The sequence below is a fragment of the Azospirillum sp. CT11-132 genome (genome assembly GCF_047302835.1).
GTDB lineage: Bacteria > Pseudomonadota > Alphaproteobacteria > Azospirillales > Azospirillaceae > Azospirillum.
Map to the genome: position 1 here is coordinate 1,912,207 of NZ_JBGLZA010000003.1, position 17,038 is coordinate 1,929,244.

The 17,038-nt window shown below is 66.6% G+C and carries 16 protein-coding genes; 6 read left to right on the plus strand and 10 right to left on the minus strand.

Features of this window, described 5'->3' with window-relative positions:
- Window positions 1-19: 19 nt before the first annotated feature.
- Together atpA and ACCD06_RS14865 are read right to left on the minus strand one after the other, a co-directional pair.
- Window positions 20-1,549: a F0F1 ATP synthase subunit alpha gene (gene atpA / locus ACCD06_RS14860; protein WP_109075927.1), complete on the minus strand. Its 1,530-nt coding sequence runs from the start codon at window positions 1,547-1,549 to the stop codon at window positions 20-22.
- The gene (locus ACCD06_RS14865; protein WP_109075926.1) at window positions 1,549-2,118 is read right to left on the minus strand and encodes a F0F1 ATP synthase subunit delta; all 570 of its coding nucleotides are present in this window, start codon (window positions 2,116-2,118) and stop codon (window positions 1,549-1,551) included. Before ACCD06_RS14865 ends, atpA begins: the two co-directional genes overlap by 1 nt.
- 385 nt (window positions 2,119-2,503) lie before the next feature.
- Between ACCD06_RS14865 and ACCD06_RS14870 the strand changes: the two genes are divergently transcribed.
- Window positions 2,504-2,887, plus strand: a complete 384-nt coding sequence (locus tag ACCD06_RS14870; RefSeq protein WP_109075925.1) for a hypothetical protein — start codon at window positions 2,504-2,506, stop codon at window positions 2,885-2,887.
- Window positions 2,888-2,984: 97 nt separating this feature from the next.
- Here the strand turns inward: ACCD06_RS14870 and ACCD06_RS14875 are convergent, their stop codons facing one another.
- Window positions 2,985-3,491, minus strand: coding sequence for a cache domain-containing protein (locus ACCD06_RS14875; protein ID WP_413341514.1), 507 nt, complete (start codon window positions 3,489-3,491; stop codon window positions 2,985-2,987).
- 196 nt (window positions 3,492-3,687) lie between these two features.
- A complete protein-coding gene (locus ACCD06_RS14880; RefSeq protein ID WP_413341516.1) occupies window positions 3,688-5,904 on the minus strand; it encodes a primosomal protein N' in 2,217 nt (738 codons plus the stop codon).
- 195 nt (window positions 5,905-6,099) lie between these two features.
- On the opposite strand from ACCD06_RS14880, the gene fsa reads away from it, so the two are divergent.
- From fsa to ACCD06_RS14900, 4 genes are all read left to right on the plus strand, one after another.
- Window positions 6,100-6,756, plus strand: coding sequence for a fructose-6-phosphate aldolase (fsa, locus tag ACCD06_RS14885; RefSeq protein ID WP_085090287.1), 657 nt, complete (start codon window positions 6,100-6,102; stop codon window positions 6,754-6,756).
- Window positions 6,757-6,773: 17 nt separating this feature from the next.
- Window positions 6,774-7,496 carry a DUF484 family protein gene (locus ACCD06_RS14890; protein ID WP_109075923.1) on the plus strand — a complete coding sequence of 241 codons (723 nt, stop codon included), beginning with the start codon at window positions 6,774-6,776 and terminating at the stop codon, window positions 7,494-7,496.
- The gene (locus ACCD06_RS14895) at window positions 7,493-8,458 is read left to right on the plus strand and encodes a tyrosine recombinase XerC (RefSeq protein WP_413341519.1); all 966 of its coding nucleotides are present in this window, start codon (window positions 7,493-7,495) and stop codon (window positions 8,456-8,458) included. Before ACCD06_RS14890 ends, ACCD06_RS14895 begins: the two co-directional genes overlap by 4 nt.
- A gap of 309 nt (window positions 8,459-8,767) precedes the next feature.
- Complete coding sequence (locus tag ACCD06_RS14900) at window positions 8,768-10,948, plus strand: methyl-accepting chemotaxis protein (protein ID WP_413341521.1); 2,181 nt, start codon at window positions 8,768-8,770, stop codon at window positions 10,946-10,948.
- A gap of 234 nt (window positions 10,949-11,182) precedes the next feature.
- Here ACCD06_RS14900 and ACCD06_RS14905 read toward each other — a convergent pair whose 3' ends face one another.
- The 3 genes from ACCD06_RS14905 to ACCD06_RS14915 all read right to left on the minus strand — a co-directional run bounded on the left by ACCD06_RS14905 (window position 11,183) and on the right by ACCD06_RS14915 (window position 14,049).
- Complete coding sequence (locus ACCD06_RS14905; protein ID WP_413341523.1) at window positions 11,183-11,545, minus strand: hypothetical protein; 363 nt, start codon at window positions 11,543-11,545, stop codon at window positions 11,183-11,185.
- 360 nt (window positions 11,546-11,905) lie between these two features.
- Window positions 11,906-13,303, minus strand: a complete 1,398-nt coding sequence (lpdA, locus tag ACCD06_RS14910; protein ID WP_109075919.1) for a dihydrolipoyl dehydrogenase — start codon at window positions 13,301-13,303, stop codon at window positions 11,906-11,908.
- A gap of 158 nt (window positions 13,304-13,461) precedes the next feature.
- Window positions 13,462-14,049 (minus strand): Uma2 family endonuclease, encoded by a 588-nt coding sequence (locus ACCD06_RS14915; RefSeq protein ID WP_413341525.1) that lies wholly within the window; start codon window positions 14,047-14,049, stop codon window positions 13,462-13,464.
- Between the two features lie 174 nt (window positions 14,050-14,223).
- Here ACCD06_RS14915 and ACCD06_RS14920 point away from each other — a divergent pair, with 174 nt between their 5' ends.
- Window positions 14,224-14,382 (plus strand): entericidin A/B family lipoprotein, encoded by a 159-nt coding sequence (locus ACCD06_RS14920; protein ID WP_014248797.1) that lies wholly within the window; start codon window positions 14,224-14,226, stop codon window positions 14,380-14,382.
- A 178-nt stretch (window positions 14,383-14,560) separates the two neighbouring features.
- On the opposite strand, the gene ACCD06_RS14925 is transcribed toward ACCD06_RS14920, so the two are convergent.
- The 3 genes from ACCD06_RS14925 to rfaE1 form a co-directional block, all read right to left on the minus strand.
- Entirely contained in the window at window positions 14,561-14,929 is a 369-nt protein-coding gene (locus ACCD06_RS14925; RefSeq protein WP_109075956.1) for a DUF6481 family protein, read from the minus strand.
- A gap of 148 nt (window positions 14,930-15,077) precedes the next feature.
- Window positions 15,078-15,287 carry a cold-shock protein gene (locus ACCD06_RS14930; RefSeq protein ID WP_109052004.1) on the minus strand — a complete coding sequence of 70 codons (210 nt, stop codon included), beginning with the start codon at window positions 15,285-15,287 and terminating at the stop codon, window positions 15,078-15,080.
- A 197-nt stretch (window positions 15,288-15,484) separates the two neighbouring features.
- Entirely contained in the window at window positions 15,485-16,930 is a 1,446-nt protein-coding gene (gene rfaE1 / locus ACCD06_RS14935; RefSeq protein ID WP_413341528.1) for a D-glycero-beta-D-manno-heptose-7-phosphate kinase, read from the minus strand.
- Window positions 16,931-17,038: the final 108 nt, after the last annotated feature.

The following is a 17,038-nucleotide window of genomic DNA, read 5'->3' on the forward strand; positions in this document are numbered from 1 at the left end:
CGCCCCCGCGCGCGGTCGGTCAGGCGAAGACCTTGGCGAAGCCGTCGAGGAACGCCTTCAGCTTCTCTTCGGTCGCCGAGGTGATCTGCTTGTCGGTGCGGATCGCCGCCAGGATATCGGCGCCCTTGGCGCGGATTTCCGACAGGAACTTGGCCTCGAAGCGGTTCACGTCCTCGACGCGGATGGCGTCCAGGTAGCCCTTCACGCCGGCGAAGATCGACACGACCTGCTCTTCGACGGGCAGCGGCTGGAACTGGCCCTGCTTCAGCAGCTCGGTCAGACGGGCGCCGCGGGCCAGCAGGCGCTGGGTCGAGGCGTCGAGGTCCGAGGCGAACTGGGCGAAGGCGGCCATCTCGCGGTACTGCGCGAGTTCCATCTTGATGGTGCCGGCGACCTGCTTCATCGCCTTGATCTGGGCGGCGGAGCCGACGCGGCTCACCGACAGACCGACGTTGATGGCGGGACGGATGCCCTTATAGAACAGGCCGGTTTCCAGGAAGATCTGACCGTCGGTGATCGAGATCACGTTGGTCGGGATGTAGGCGGACACGTCGCCGGCCTGGGTCTCGATGACCGGCAGGGCGGTCAGCGAGCCGTTGCCATGGGCGTCGCCCATCTTGGCGGCGCGCTCCAGCAGGCGGCTGTGGAGGTAGAACACGTCGCCCGGATAGGCTTCGCGGCCCGGCGGACGGCGGAGCAGCAGCGACATCTGGCGGTAGGCGACGGCCTGCTTGGACAGATCGTCGTACACGATCAGGGCGTGCATGCCGTTGTCGCGGAAATACTCGCCCATCGTGCAGCCGGTGTACGGCGCCAGGAACTGCAGCGGAGCCGGCTCCGACGCGGTGGCGGCGACGACGATGGAGTATTCCATGGCGCCGGCGTCTTCCAGGGTCTTGACGATCTGGGCGACGGTGGAGCGCTTCTGGCCGACGGCGACGTAGATGCAGTAGAGCTTCTTGCTCTCGTCGTCGCCCTGGTTGATCGGCTTCTGGTTCAGGAAGGTGTCGATGACGACGGCGGTCTTGCCGGTCTGACGGTCACCGATGATCAGCTCGCGCTGGCCGCGCCCGATCGGAACCAGGCTGTCGACGGCCTTCAGGCCGGTCTGCATCGGCTCGTGCACCGACTTGCGCGGGATGATGCCGGGGGCCTTCACCTCGACGCGCTTGCGCTCGACGTCGACCAGCGGACCCTTGCCGTCGATCGGGTTGCCGAGGCCGTCGACCACGCGGCCCAGCAGGCCACGGCCGACCGGAACGTCGACGATAGTGCCGGTGCGCTTGACGGTGTCGCCTTCCTTGATGCCGCGGTCGTCGCCGAAGATCACGATACCGACATTGTCGGTCTCGAGGTTCAGCGCCATGCCCTGCAGGCCACCCGGGAACTCGACCATTTCGCCGGCGCGGACGTTGTCCAGGCCGTGCACGCGGGCGACGCCGTCACCCACCGACAGGACCTGACCAACCTCGGCGACATCCGCCTCGGTCCCGAAATTCGCGATCTGCTGCTTGAGGATCGCAGAGATTTCTGCGGCGCGGATATCCATCAGACTGATCCCCCTGAGGCCTTCATGGCGAGTTGCAATTTGTTCAGCTTCGTGCGCACCGAGGTATCGACCATGCGCGAGCCGAACTTAACGATCATGCCGCCGATCAGCTCCGGATCGACGGAGGTGTTCACCAACACCTTGGAACCGATGGACGCCTTGAGCGCGTCGATGACGGCGTCGCGCTGGGCGTCGTTCAGCGGCTGGGCCGTCGTGACCTGCGCCGTGACCTCGCCGCGACGCCGGGCCAGCTCGGCCAGGAAGCCTTCGATCATCCCGTCGATCGAGAACAGGCGGCGGTTGGCCGCCACCAGCCCGATGAAGCGCTTGGTCAGATCGGACACGCCGGCGCTGTCCAGGACAGCGGCCATGGCCTTGCCCTGATCGGCGCGGCTGATGACGGGGCTGCGGACGAGGCGACGGAGGTCAGCGCTCTCGGCCAGGATCTGCTTCAGCGTGGCCAGATCGCTCGCGACCGTGTCCAACGCCTGATTTTCGTCCGCAAGCTCGAACAGCGCGGTGGAGTAACGCGCGGCGAGTTCGGATACGCCTGTTCCTTCGGATGCCACCTGATCCCTCGAATTGAGTTCGGTAGACGGTGAATTCGGCGGCCTTATAGGGTGTCAACCCGAGGCACAAACACCCCGGCCGCGAAAGCGAGCGGTCCAATATCACAGGAATCGCCACCACGCAACGGGGTCTGGACAATTTGGCTGCGGCGTTTTGAGCAACTGCGGAATCATTGGTCGCAACTGCGTTCGCCGAGGACTCGGGCAACGCTCGACTGGTCATACCGGCTGTGACTTCGATGTGGCCCTATTCCCGGTTTAATTCAAGGTTAACCAATCTGATCCACGGTCGGCCGGAACCGTGCGGGCGGCCGATCCGACCTTGGGATTCCTGTCGTTTTGCCCCGCCGCAGCCGGTCCCGAGAGACCAGAGGCCTTATCCGCCATGACCATCCTGCCGACGACCGACACCCCTGCGGACACCGACGCCGGCGCCGGCTCCCGGCTGGAGGAGCGCGCGCCCAACGTCATCCAGTTCAGCCGCGCCCGCTTTACCCCGGACGATCTGGACGCCTTCGCCGCCGTGGCCGAACCGAAGATTCGCGACGGGCATTGGGTCGGCGTGCTGCGCGAGTCGGGGCGCACCCACGACCGGCTTCTGGTGCTGCTGCCGGAGGTCGACCGCCCGGTCTTCCGCTTCGAACGCGACGCCAAGGGCCGCTACAGCCTGTCCTTCCACGACCGCTCGGGCTGGTACGGCATCGGGGCCGGTGACAACGCCGCCGAATGCCTGTCGATCTGGCGCCCGCGCCGGCCGCGGTCGCCCTGACCTTCCTCGGATTTGGCCCCGTGGATTTGGCCGCTGAAATTTTCACCATGTAAAAAAGCGACCTGCGGCATCCCGCCGCAGCAGTTTCATAAAAGCCTCAACGATAGACGCCGACCGCCAGCATGTAGGGCTTGCCGTTCAGAACCAGACGGCGGGCGTGCATCGTCTTGCGCGCGACTTGGCCCGTAAGCGGGTCGATCCATTGATAGGTGACGTCGGTACGGCCGGCGCGCGCCACCCCGTCCAGCGCCTCGCGGATGAAGGGCTTGCCGTCGACGTCGCGCAGCTCCTTCAGGTTCGACCCGTTCAGCGTCGCGGTCCAGCCATGGGCGACCATCACGCCGGTGTCGTCCAGCAGCATCGGATAGAGGTCGCGGTCGGTGAAAGCGCTATCATGGGCGACAAAGGCTTCGGCCGCCGCGTCCGGACCGATCCGCTCCAGCAGCTGCTCGGCGCGGTCGATCATGGTCAGCGCTTCGGCATCGGTGCCGCGGGTGCGGGCCGGGGCGCCGGCGGCGAAGGCGATGACCACCAGCAGCAGAAGAACCGGCAGCACGGTCAGCAGGGTTTGCCGCTGAACGCGCAGACGAAGCTTGGAGATCATGCCGACCATCAGCCTGAACCTGTGCCTGTGACGTTTGGGTCCGGGAAGGAAGTTTGGATTCGGAACCATCCCGACCGTGGTAATACCATGCTCCACGCCGCGCAATGGACCAAACGTCACAGGTGCCATGTCGAACCCCTGCCGCGACCGGATCGTGTCAATTCGCCGCAGCCTGCCCTGCCGACGCTAACGCCCCTTAAAGGAAGCTATAGGGGTCGACATCGATCTGCACCCGGATGGCCGGCGGGATCTCCACCCTGTCCAGCCACTCCGCGATCAACGGCTGCACCTGGGTGCTGCGCGGCGCCTTCAGCAGCAGGCGGCGGCGGTGCCGTCCGCGCAGCAGGGCCAGCGGCGCCGGGGCCGGCCCCAAGATATGGACCGAGTCGCTGCGCGGTGCGGCCCGGCCCAGCGCCATCGCCACCCGCTCCACCAGCGTCGGATCCTCGCCGGACACGATCAGCGCCGCCAGCCGGCCGAAGGGCGGCATGCCGGCCTCCAGCCGCATCTCGGCCTCCAGTTGATAGAAGCCGTCGCGGTCGCCGGCGGCCAGCGCCTGCATCACCGGATGTTCGGGCATGAAGGTCTGCAGCATCACCCGCCCCGGCCGCTCGCCGCGCCCGGCGCGCCCGGCAACCTGATGCAGCAGCTGATAGGTGCGCTCCGCCGCCCGCAGGTCGCCGCCGTTCAGCCCCAGGTCGGCATCGACCACCCCCACCAGCGTCAGCATCGGAAAATGGTGGCCCTTCGCCATCACCTGGGTGCCGATGATGATGTCCAGCTCGTGCCGGCCGATGCTCTCGACCATCTCCTGGATGGCGCGCGGGCCGTGCAGGGTGTCGGACGCCATGATGGCGGCGCGGGCGTCGGGGAACAGTTCCGCCACCTCCTCGGCGATGCGTTCCACGCCGGGACCGCAGGCGGCCATCGTCCCCTCCTCCCCGCATTCCGGGCAGGCGTGGGGCAAGGGCTGCTGCAGGCCGCAATGGTGGCATTGCAGCTTGCGGGCGAGCCGGTGTTCGACCAGCCACGCCGTGCAGTTCGGGCATTGCATGCGGTGGCCGCAGGCGCGGCACAGGGTCAGCGGGGCATAGCCGCGGCGGTTCAGGAACAGCATCGCCTGCTCGCCCGCCGCCAGCGTGTCGGTCAGCGCCTTGCGCAGGCTGGGCGCCAGCCAGTGCCGGGCGGGAGGACGGTCGCGCCGCAGGTCGATCAGCTCGACGTCGGGCAGCACCGCACCGCCATGGCGGGCCGGCAGCTCGATGCGCGCATAGCGGTGGCTGTCGGCATTCACCTTGGTCTCCAGCGACGGCGTGGCGGAGACCAGCACGATGGGCAAGCCGCCCAGATGCGCCCGCGCCACCGCCATGTCGCGGGCGTGGTAGATCGCCCCCTCCTCCTGCTTGTAGGCGGAGTCGTGTTCCTCATCGACGATGATGACACCCAGATCCGGGTAGGGCAGGAACAGCGCCGAGCGCGCGCCCACCACCACCGGCACCTCGCCCTTGGACACCGCGCGCCAGGTGTCGCGGCGCTGCCCCCCGGTCAGCTCCGAATGCCATTCCGCCGGAGGCGCGCCGAAGCGGCGGGCGAAGCGGTCGAGCCACTGTGCCGACAGTGCGATCTCCGGCAGCAGCACCAGCGCCTGTTTGCCCTGTTCCAGCGCCGCCGAGATCGCCTCGTAATAGACCTCCGTCTTGCCCGACCCGGTGACGCCGTCGAGCAGCACGGTGGAATAGCTGCCGGATGCCACCCGCGCGCGCAAATCGTCGGCCGCCGCCCGCTGGTCGGCCGACAGGCTGGGTCCGGGCCGGCGCCAGTCGGGCCGGCCGAGCCGAGTCGGCTGCAGCATCACCGGCTCCAAAAGCCCGGCCTCGGCCAGCCCGCGCACCACCGTCACGCCGCAGCCAGCCTCCTCCGCCAGCTCCGCCGGGGTGCGGGGAGGCCCATCTTCCAGCAGCGCCAGGATGCGCTTGCGCGGGTCGGTCATCTTGAAGCCGGGGGGCGGCTCCGCCCCCTGCTTGCGCAGATAGGCCAGCATCGGCTTGGGCGGCTCCAGCGCCGCCGGCACGCTGACCGCCATGCGCAGGACGAAGCCCGGCGGCGTCATGGTGTAGGCGGCGACCCATTCGACGAAGCGGCGGCCGACCTCGGTCATCGGTGGCACGTCGAACCGCCGCACCACCGGCTTCAGCCGGCCGGACTCCAGCGCCCCCGCACCGGGGCCCCAGACGACGCCGATCACCCGGCGCGGGCCCAGCGGCACCTCGACGAAATCGCCGGGGACCAGCTCCATGCCGTCCGGCACGCGGTAGTCGTAGGCCTCGCGCAGCGGCAGCGGCAGCAGGACGGCGACTCGGCGGTCCAACCCGCGAGGCTGCGGCTTCGCCGGGGAATCGGTGGTTTCACGCACCAAATCGCCTTCGGGCTGCCCCGTTTCGGGCGTGTCCCCAAGAAGATCCCCCTGGAAGCCCGGGGCGGAACTGGCGGAAGTCGAACGCATCGGCTAGAGTGGCCTCATGTCCCGGGCACCGGGCGGGACGGCGCGTCGGTCAGCTTTCCGGCGCGGCCGGTTCCGGTCAACATCAGCAAGCATGGACCCTTCGTCATGAAGTTCTTCGTCGACACCGCCGACATTGCCGAGATCCGCGATCTGGCCGATACCGGTCTGCTGGACGGTGTTACCACCAACCCCTCCCTGATCGCCAAGTCCGGCCGTCAATTCCTCGACCTCGTGGCCGAGATTTGCGACGTCGTCAACGGTCCGGTCAGCGCCGAGGTGGCGTCCACCGACTTCGAGACCATGCTCGCCGAGGCCCACAAGATCGCCAAGATCTCCCACCGCGTCGCGGTGAAGGTGCCGCTGACCCCGGCCGGCCTGAAGGTCTGCAAGATCATCTCGTCCGAAGGCACGATGGTCAACGTCACGCTGTGCTTCTCCCCCGCCCAGGCGATCCTGGCGGCCAAGGCCGGCGCCAGCTTCGTGTCGCCCTTCGTCGGCCGCCTGGACGACATCGGCCAGGATGGTATGGGCATCATCAAGGACATCTGCGAGATCTATAACAATTACGACGCCTTCAAGACCGAGGTGCTGGTCGCCTCAATCCGCAACCCGATGCACATCGTCAAGGCCGCCCGTCTGGGCGCCCATGTCGTGACCGCGCCGGCGTCGGTGCTGAAGCAGCTGTTCAACCACCCGCTGACCGACAAGGGTCTCTCCCAGTTCGTCGATGACTGGAAGAAGACCGGCCAGTCGATCCTGTAAGGCGGGTCGGAGCGATCATGGCCGACAGGGGCCGCGAACCGGGCCACCCCCCGCGCCAGGCGTCGACGCTCTCTTCGGAGGATGTGCGCGCCTATCTGCGGACCCACCCGGACTTCCTGGCCCAGAACGCCGATCTGGTCCACCACCTGACCCCGCCGTCGGTCGACCGCGGGCGTGGGGTGGTGGACCTCCAGGCCTTCATGGTCGACCGGCTGCGCGCCGAGGTCCGCACCCTCAAGGACCAGCAGCGCGAGCTGATCGGCACCAGCCGGGCCAACCTGAACAGCCAGAACCGCATCCACGCCGCGGTCCTGTTCCTGCTCGACGCCCAGAGCTTCGAGCAGCTGATCCAGACCATCACCACCGACCTCGCGGTCCTGCTCGACCTCGACGTCGCCTGTCTGGTCATCGAATCCAACGGCAGCGACATTCCCCACGTCCACCGCTCCGGCGTGCGGGTGGTGGAGCCGGGCGCCATCGCCGACCGGCTGGGCCGCGCCGACGTGGTGCTGAACACCGACATCCAGGGTGATCCCGAGATCTACGGCCCCGGCGCCGGCCTAGTCCGGTCGGAGGCGCTGATCCGCATCCAGGTTTCCAGCGAGACGCCCGACGGCCTGCTGGCCTTCGGCAGCCGCGAGCCGGACACCTTCCACAACGGCCAGGGCACCGAACTGGTCGGCTTCCTCGCCCGCGTGATCGAACGGGTGATCCGCGGCTGGCTGGAGCTGCCGGCGTGATCGAACCTGTTCCCATTGCTCCAAGTTTGGGGTTTTCCGCCAAGCCCGACGTTCAGGACGTGCTGGCCCACTGGCGGCGCTGGATGGAGAGCGAGAAGGCGGTGTCCCGCCACACCCTGTCGGCCTACACCGCCGACGTCGCCGAGTTCCTGCGCTTCCTCACCGAATTCCGCGGCGGCTCGCCGCCCTCGCTGAACGACCTGGGCGACCTGAAGGCGGCGGATTTCCGCGCCTGGATGTCCCGGCTGGCGATGGACGGTCTGGTCGGGGCCAGCCGGGCGCGCAAGCTGGCGGCGGTGCGCAACCTGTTCCGCTGGATGGACCGCAGCGGCCGGCTGCACAACCCCGCCGTCGCCACCCTCGCCACGCCCAAGGTCAAGCGCCCCGCCCCGCGCCCGCTGACGGAGATCGATGCCGACCGCCTGCTGGAGGAGGCCGAGCGCGATCGCGACGAACCCTGGATCGGCAAGCGCGATCGCGCCCTGTTCACCCTGCTCTACGGCTGCGGCCTGCGCATTTCCGAAGCGCTCGGTCTGGCCCGAAAGGACGCGCCGCTGACCGACACGCTGCGCGTCACCGGCAAGGGGCGCAAGGACCGCATGATCCCGGTCCTGCCGGCGGTGACGGAGGCGGTGCGCGCCTATATCGAATCGTGCCCCTTCACGCTGGCCCCCGACGGCCCGCTGTTCGTCGGCACCCGCGGCGGCCGGCTGAACGCCAGCGTCGCCCAGCATCAGATGCAGAAGCTGCGCGCTCTGATGGGCATGCCCGACAGCGCGACGCCGCACGCCCTGCGACACAGTTTCGCGACCCATCTTTTGGCGGACGGCGGCGACCTGCGCGCCATCCAGGACCTGCTCGGCCACGCCTCGCTCTCCACAACCCAGCGTTACACGGACGTCGAGAACGAGCAGTTGATGAACGTGTACCGCAACGCCCATCCTCGGGCGCGCAAGGGCTGATCGGGACCGGTCTCCACAATCGTGGCCAAGCATACCGGGATATTCACGCCGATCCCCGTCGCAAATGTCGGCGGAGCCTTCGCGCATTGAATGCAGTCTCGCAACAATATGTCTGTCTGTGGGAAATGAAAATACATTTCCGGATTTCCCCATGAACGTTAGAATCAGTCGCAAATAGTGAAGCAATGCCGCGCAACCGTAATACTTTCGCATCAAAGGCCGTATTCTAACCCTTATCCAGGCTTCACCATTCGTTAAGGGGCGAATTCCACAGTGCCTTCAGCGTGTGATTCATGCTGGGGAAACACCATGCAAATAAGATCAATCCAATCGAAGATCGCGATGCTGTCGGGCTTGTGCCTGGCAGGCACCGTCGCCGTGCTCGTCGGCTTCGCCGTCCTGTCGACGCGCTCCAGCAACGAGTTCGTGACCGGCAACGTCGAACGGATCATCGAAAGCAAGACGACGGAATCCCTGCAGAATCTCGCGGCCACCCAGGCCGGCCTGCTGCGGTCGGAATTCGACACCGCGCTGAACGCCGCGCGGACGATGGCCAGCAGCTTCGCCAGCCTCGCCGACGACGGGGCGCCCGGCCACGTCCCGCCGGAAAAGCGGCGCGAGGCCTTCAACGGCGTTCTGCTGTCGGTTCTGAAAAACAACCCGCTGTTCAACGGCACCTATTCGGCGTGGGAGCCCGACGCGCTCGACGGCCGGGACGAGGAGTTCCGCAACCGCCGCGAAGCCGGCACCGACGCCACCGGCCGTTTCATCCCCTATTGGAACCGCGACCAGAACGGCCGCATCGCCATGCAGTCGTTGGTCGAGTATGACAGCCGCGACCGGCATCCCAACGGCGTGATGAAGGGCGGCTGGTACATCGGCCCGCAGGAGAACGGACGCGAAAGCGTGCTCGACCCCCTGCCCTACATCGTGCAGGGCAAGCAGGTGTTCCTGGCGACCCTGTCGGTGCCTGTGGTCATCGGCGGCAAGTTCCGCGGCGTGGCCGGCGCCGACTTCAACCTCGATTTCGTGCAGCAACTGTCGACCAAGGTCAGCGCCGCCGTCTTCAACGGACGCAGCCAGGTGGTCATCATCAGCAACATGGGCCTGATCGTCGCCCACAGCGCGCGGCCCGACCTGATCGGCCAATCGATTTCCACCTTCGATGCCTCTTGGCAGAACGATCTGACCAGTGTCCAGGCGGGCAAGCCGCATGTCGACATCGAAGCCTCCACCAACATGCTGCGTGCATTCGCTCCCATCACGCTCGGCAACACCGAAAAGCCGTGGGCCGTGCTGGTCCAGGTGCCGAAGGACATCGTGCTGGCCGACAGCATGGCCCTGGCCTCGGAACTGGGCGAGCGGGCCAACTCCAGCATCCTGTGGCAGGTCACCGTCGGCGCCCTGGTCGCCCTTGGCGCGGTCGCGGTGATGTGGGTGGTCGCCGGCGGCATCGCCCGGCCGATCCGCGCCAGCGTCGCCTTCGCCGAAGGCATCGCCGCCGGCCGCTTCGACCAGACGCTGGACATCCGGCAGGCCGACGAGGTCGGCGCCCTTGCCGACGCCCTGCGCAAGATGCTGGCCGACCTGAAGCGGATGATCGACCAGCGGGCCGAGGATCAGGCCAAGGCCGACGCCGAACGCCGCAAGGCCATGCTGCAGCTGGCCGACACTCTGGAAGCCCAGGTGATGAATGTGGTGGACGGCGTCGACCGCGCCGCCCAGTCGATGACCGGCACCGCCCAGACCATGACCGCCACCGCGACCCAGACCAGCCAGCAGGCCGGCGTGGTCGCCAACGCCTCGCAGGATGCCAGCAGCAACGTGCAGACCGTCGCCAGCGCGACCGAGCAGCTGTCCTCCTCGATCCAGGAGATCGGCGAGCGGGTCAACCGCTCCGCCCAGATCGCCCGCGAGGCGGTGGAGGCGGCCCAGCAGGCCAACGGGCAGGTGCTCAGCCTGACCGAGGCGGCGGAGAAGATCGGCACCGTGGTGCAGCTGATCCAGGACATCGCCAGCCAGACCAACCTTCTCGCCCTCAACGCCACCATCGAGGCCGCCCGCGCCGGAGAGGCCGGCAAGGGCTTCGCCGTGGTGGCGCAGGAGGTGAAGAGCCTCGCCAGCCAGACCGCCCGCGCGACGGAGGAGATCGCCGGCCACGTCACCGGCATGCAGCGGGTCACCGACGAGACCGCAAGCGCCATCAAGGGCATCGGCGGCATCATCGCCCAGATCGACGAGATCTCGACCGCCATCGCCGCCGCGGTGGAGGAACAGGGCTCCGCCACCGCCGAGATCGCCCGCAACGTCCAGCAGGCCGCCAGCGGCACCCAAGAGGTGACCAGGACAATCGCCGACGTCCGCAGCGCCGCCGTCGAGGCCGGCCATTCCGCCGAGACCGTCCTGTCGGTGTCCGGTCAACTCGCCGGCGACGCCGGCCGCCTGCGCACCGCGGTGAACGGCTTCCTGTCGACCATCCGCGCCGCCTGACCGGCTGACCATCGCTCGAAAACGAAAGGCTTCCCCGTCAGCCGGCGGGGAAGCCTTCTTGTTGCCACCGAACCTATGCCGAAATCCTTCCGGTGGTCACCGATGACAATCTCAACTGTCCACGCCGATGGGCGCAGCGCGCAGCCTCCGACCCGGACATCTCTCCAGTCGACAGCCGGCCGACTGTTCCGACGATCGCCTGACGTTGAGCCGCCGTAACTGCGGAACAGGCCACTACATCGAGCAGCCATATTTGGAGGCTCTCGAATCGATGCTCGCCTTTCTCAAAGACAACGTGAACCATCTTTTTGCTGTGTCCGAGCAAGTCCCATCGCTCGCGAACAGACAAGCGGCACCAGAGCAGCTTAGGAACACTCCCGTCGCAAATGCCTGGTCACCGGTCTGTTTATATTCATTCATTCCAACCCCAAGGCACCCGGCAAAGACGGTGCTCATCACCGGATGATCTATCAATATCTCCAACGCTTGCCTTTCAATTTTCGAGTGCTCCGACTTCAAATCGTCGCATACTTGAGAGAATCCATTTTGAGTCGCCATAAGCAAAAACAAGGCAGAAAGCAAAAGCTTGCTCTTCATGGCTTTTCTCCAGATTTCATCACAGAAAAGGCAAGTCAGCTCTCATGAGCCAAATTATCGCCAATTATCCTAAGGTGATTTAAAATAGTCAATGCATTATATAAAGAATTCAATTGTATTCTTTTGTGTTCCTATTGTTGATTGTCGCAACGCCGTCTAATCTTGCAAAAGACTTTAATTCAGGACATGCGTGAAATTGTCGTAACCATGCTTTCCCTTATGAGAGATCAAGAACACAGACAAATGCATTTGTTTTCCGATCCATAACTGAAGGAGAAAGCGGGCGCTTCGGCATAAAAAAGCCCTCCCCCGCCAATGCGGGGGAGGGCTTTTAGATCAGTACGATACTAAAGCTGTTTTTCAGATGTGCAGCGGACGACCGTCCACCGCCAGCGCCGCTTCCTTGACCGCTTCCGACAGGGTCGGGTGGGCGTGGCAGGTGCGGGCGACGTCTTCGGCGGACGCGCTGAACTCCATGGCCAGGACCAGTTCGCCGATCATCTCCGACACGTTCGGGCCGATCATGTGGACGCCCAGCACCTGATCGGTGGAGGCATCCGACAGGATCTTCACGAAGCCGTCGGTGTTGCCGCCGGCACGGGCGCGGCCGTTGGCGGTGAACGGGAACTTGCCGGCCTTGTAGGCGACGCCCGCGGCCTTCAACTGCTCCTCGGTTTTGCCGACGGCGGCGACTTCCGGCCAGGTGTAGACGACGCCGGGGACGAGGTCGTGGTTGACGTGGCTCTTCTGGCCGGCCAGCTGCTCGGCCAGCGCCACACCCTCTTCCTCGGCCTTGTGGGCCAGCATCGGGCCTTCGACCACGTCGCCGATGGCGTAGATGCCCGGCACGTTGGTCTGGAAATGGCCGTCGATCTTGACGCGGCCGCGCTCCAGCTCGACGCCCACCGCCTCCAGGCCCAGGCCTTCGGTGTAGGGGCGGCGGCCGATGGCGACCAGCACGGTGTCGGCCTCGATGGTCTGCGCGGCACCGCCGGCGGCGGGCTCGACCGTCAGGGTGACGCCGGTCTCGGTCACCGACGCGCCGGTCACCTTGGTGCTCAGCTTGAAGTCCATGCCCTGCTTGGCGAAGATGCGCTGGGCCTGCTTCGACAGCTCGTTGTCCATCGTCGGCAGCACGCGGTCGAGATACTCGACCACCGTCACCTTGGCGCCCAGGCGGCCCCAGACGGAGCCCAGTTCCAGGCCGATCACGCCGCCGCCGATGACGACCAGATGCTTCGGCACCTCCGGCAGCGCCAGGGCGCCGGTGGAGGACACCACGCGCTTCTCGTCGATGGCGATGCCCGGCAGCGGGGTCACGTCCGAACCGGTGGCGATGACGATCGCCTTCGACGCGGTGATGGTGCCGACGCCTTCGACCTCGACGGTGTTCGGGGCGGTGATCTTGCCGGCGCCCTTCAGCCAGGCAATCTTGTTCTTCTTGAACAGGAACTCGATGCCGGTGACGTTGTCCTTAACGACCTTGTCCTTGTGGGCCAGCATGCCGGGCAGGTCCAGGTCGACGCTGCCGACCTTGATGCCGAACTTGGCAAGGCCGTGGGCCGCTTCCTCGAACTTCTCCGACGCCGCCAGCAGAGCCTTGGACGGGATGCAGCCGACGTTCAGGCAGGTGCCGCCCAGCGTCCCGCGCTTTTCCACGCAGGCAACCTTGAAGCCGAGCTGCGCCGCGCGGATCGCGCAGACATACCCGCCGGGACCGCCGCCGATCACAACGACGTCAAAAGTGCTTTCAGCCATGAGAGGCTTTCCTTTCGCCATTCTTGCTCGTTGCCAAAAGCCGTCCCATCCAGCGGGGAGGGCCGCGAGATATTCCGCGGGGCGATTTATGCCCGCGCTCACGCCCCGTGGCAACGGGACACTTCGTCTCTGGATGCAGGGTTGCCCAATGAAGGAGGTCAGAACCCAAGGTCGCGGTACAGCTCCGCCAGCGGCATGTCGAGGCCGGCGGTTTCCAGCACCAGCCGCCCGTCCTCCTCCAGCACCTCGGGTGCGGCGGGCCAGAGATTGTCCGAATCGCGGCGGTGCAGTTCCGCCCGGATGGTCCGGGAGTCGAGGAACAGGATCTCCCGCACCGACGGCATGGCGGCATAGGCGTGCAGCTTGGCCCGCTGCGCCTTCTCCTCGGTCGGCGACAGGATCTCCACCAGCAGCACCGGCGCGGTGGTGTAGGGAATTTCCGGATCGAACGGCTCGCAGGTCACGGCAAGGTCGGCGACGCGGTAATTGTGGGTCGGGTCGAAATGCGGACGGACGCCGGCCTCGGACAAAGTCCGGCAACGGCTTCCGTCACGCTTGCCCTTCTCCCGCAGGGCATCGCGCAATGCGGCACCCAAAGCGATCTGCAAGGTGCTGTGTGCGGGGCTCGGATGTGCCTGCCCCACGATCTCGCCATCGACCAGTTCATACCGGCCATCGTCCCGGAACTCCATTGCCAGGAATTCACCGACGGTCGTCAGCGGAGTGAAGCGACGGGCGAACGGCATGGCGGTCTCCGGTCCGGACGGGACGTTCGGCAACAGCCCCAATGTAATCCATTCCCATGCCGAAGCGAAGGGCACCACCTTTGCGCAAGCCCCCTCCCCGATCGGATCGGGAAACCTTTACGGCTCCGCTCGCGTTCCCATCGGCATCACACAGCCACCGCAACGGAGACCACCATGACCACCGTCAAGAAGTTCGCTCTGCTCGCCGTCCTGGGCACGCTGCTGGGCACCACGCTGGCCGCCTGCAACACCATGGAGGGCGCCGGCCAGGATGTGCAGGCCGGTGGCCGCGCCATCGAACGGGGCGCCGACAACGTCCAGAAGAAGATGTAAATCCGCAGTCGGCTCGGCCTTGGAAATCCATCCTTCCAAGGCCGACCGCAAAACAGCCACCAACAAAACAGCCATGGAGCCTGATGCGGTCGATCCGAACCGCATCAGGCTCCATGGCTGTTTTGGTTTGACGGCCGGAGCGGCGCGTCACGTCGACTCCGGCATCCCGCGATGCGGGTCAGCGGCTCCGGGCCTTGCGCGCCGCATAACGGGCGTCGCGGGCGGCTTTCGCCTCGGCTGCCGTCGCCACCTGGCGCTTGGCCTGTTCGGCGATCTCCTGGGCGGCCAGCGCCTCGCGGGCGGCCCGCTCGGCCTGTTCCGCCTGCAGCGCTTCCTGTTCGGCGGCCTTGCGGGCTTCGCGCGCCGCATTGCGTTCGGCCTCGCGGGCCTCACGGGCGACGCGGACGGCCAGCCGGGCCTCTTCGCGCTCCATGAAAACCGGATCGTTCACACCGGGCTGCGCCTTGAACTTGTCCAGCAGTGCCTTCTTCGCGCCGGCGGCCGCGCTCAGACGCTCCGAAAGCCCTGCATCTTTAAAACCGTTCATGTCCATCCATTTCGTAAATTTTGCCGTACCCTCGGGACGATCATCCTTGGGAAGATCAGGGGGCCGGTCGGGCCGGGCATCGTCAACCGAGGAGGCGGGTACAAAAAAAGGCGGCCGGAGCCGCCCTTTCTCTTCGAACCTGCTGCGCTCAGAGAGCGCGGAGGTTCTCGGCTGCAACCTTGCCGCGGCGCGGATCGCGGATCGCGTCGAAGGACAGCTTCTGGCCTTCACCGAGATTGCTGATCCCGGCGCGCTCGACGGCAGAGATGTGGACGAACACGTCGGCCGTGCCGTCTTCCGGCTGAATGAAGCCGAAGCCCTTGGTGGAGTTGAAAAACTTGACGGTTCCGATAGCCATGGGTCAGTTCCCTTCCTGGCGTTGCGCCGCGCGAGTTTGCGCAGGCGCATCAATTTCACTTCAGGGAAGAGACCCAGATCCGCGTGACGGATCAGAATAACAAAGCCCAGAGCAACGTCGACCACCCATAGATGGGGCATGTGTCGGCAGCTTACAAGCGACAATCGACGCTCGCCGCCGATGCACGTGCGATTGTCTCAGCCCTTCATGCGTTTGATGGTGTTGGTCGTGCTCTGGCCCTGGACCAGCTCGGCCAGCACCACTTTCCCGCCATAGCTATGGACGAAATCCGCCCCCACCACCGTGGCGATGGTGTAGTCGGCTCCCTTCACCAGCACGTCGGGGCGCAGAGCGTGGATCAGCGTTTCCGGCGTGTCCTCGCCGAAGATCACCACCAGATCGACGCAGCCCAGCGATGCCAGCACGGTGGCGCGCGCCGTCTCGTTCTGCACCGGCCGGCTGTCGCCCTTCAGCCGCTTCACCGAGGCGTCGCTGTTCAGCCCGACCACCAGCACGTCGCAGGCCGCCCGCGCCTGCTTCAGCAGCGAGATGTGGCCGGGGTGCAGCAGGTCGAAGCAGCCGTTGGTGAAGCCCACCCGCTTGCCGCGCAGCCGCCAGCGCTCCGCCCGTTCCGCCGCGGCGTCGCGGGTCAGCACCTTTTCCTCGCCATGGCGCCATTGCTGCTCGTGCAGGCCCGACAGCAGCTCGGCCGAACGGACCACCGCCGTGCCGACCTTGCCCACCACGATGCCGGCCGCCAGATTGGCCAGCCGCGCCGAATCGACCAGATCGATCCCCACCGACAGCGCGGCGGTCAGCGTCGCCACCACCGTGTCGCCGGCGCCCGACACGTCGAACACCTCGCGCGCCTCGGCCGGCAGATGCACCGCGTCCTCAGCCGTCACCACCGACATGCCCTGTTCGCTGCGGGTGGCGACGACGGCGCCGATGCCGCAGGTGGCGATCAGGTGACGCGCGGCGGCGATCACCTCCTCGTCCGTGCGGGCCGGCAGGCCGGTGGCCTCCATCAGCTCCTTGCGGTTGGGCGTGACGATGTCGGCGCCGCGATAGCGGCGGTAGTCGCGCCCCTTCGGGTCCACCACGACGGTGCGCCCGGCGTCCCGCGCGGCGGCGATCACCGCCACCACCAGCTCGTCGGTCAGCACGCCCTTGCCGTAATCGGACAGGATGACGCCGCCCACCTCGGGCAGCAGGTCGCGCACGCGCTCCAGCACGCGGTCGGCGACGGTGATCGGCACCACCGTCTCGATGTCGGTGCGCAAAAGCTGCTGCTGGCCGGCGATGAAGCGGGTCTTGACGGTGGTCTGGCGCCCGTCCTCCACCACGATGGCGCCGTCGCTGACACCCTCGCGCCGCAGCAGGGCCAAGAGGTCGGTGCCGATGCCGTCGCGCCCGACCACCGAGACGAAGCGGCAGTCCGCCTCCAGCGCCACCAGATTGGCGGCGACATTGCCGGCGCCGCCCAGCTTGGGCACTTCGCGGTCCACGCGCAGGACGGGGATCGGCGCCTCCGGTGACACCCGGTCCACCGAACCATAGACGAAACGGTCGAGCATCACGTCGCCAAGGCACAGCACGTTGGCGCGCGACAGGGTGTCGATGTGACGGGCAAGGTCGCTCATGGCGCCTGTCTTACCAACGCCAAAGCGGTAACGCCAGCGCATCGGCGTCTTCACAGGGGTGACGCTCGTTTGTCACCGTCGTACGATGGCGTTCCGGCAACACCCCCT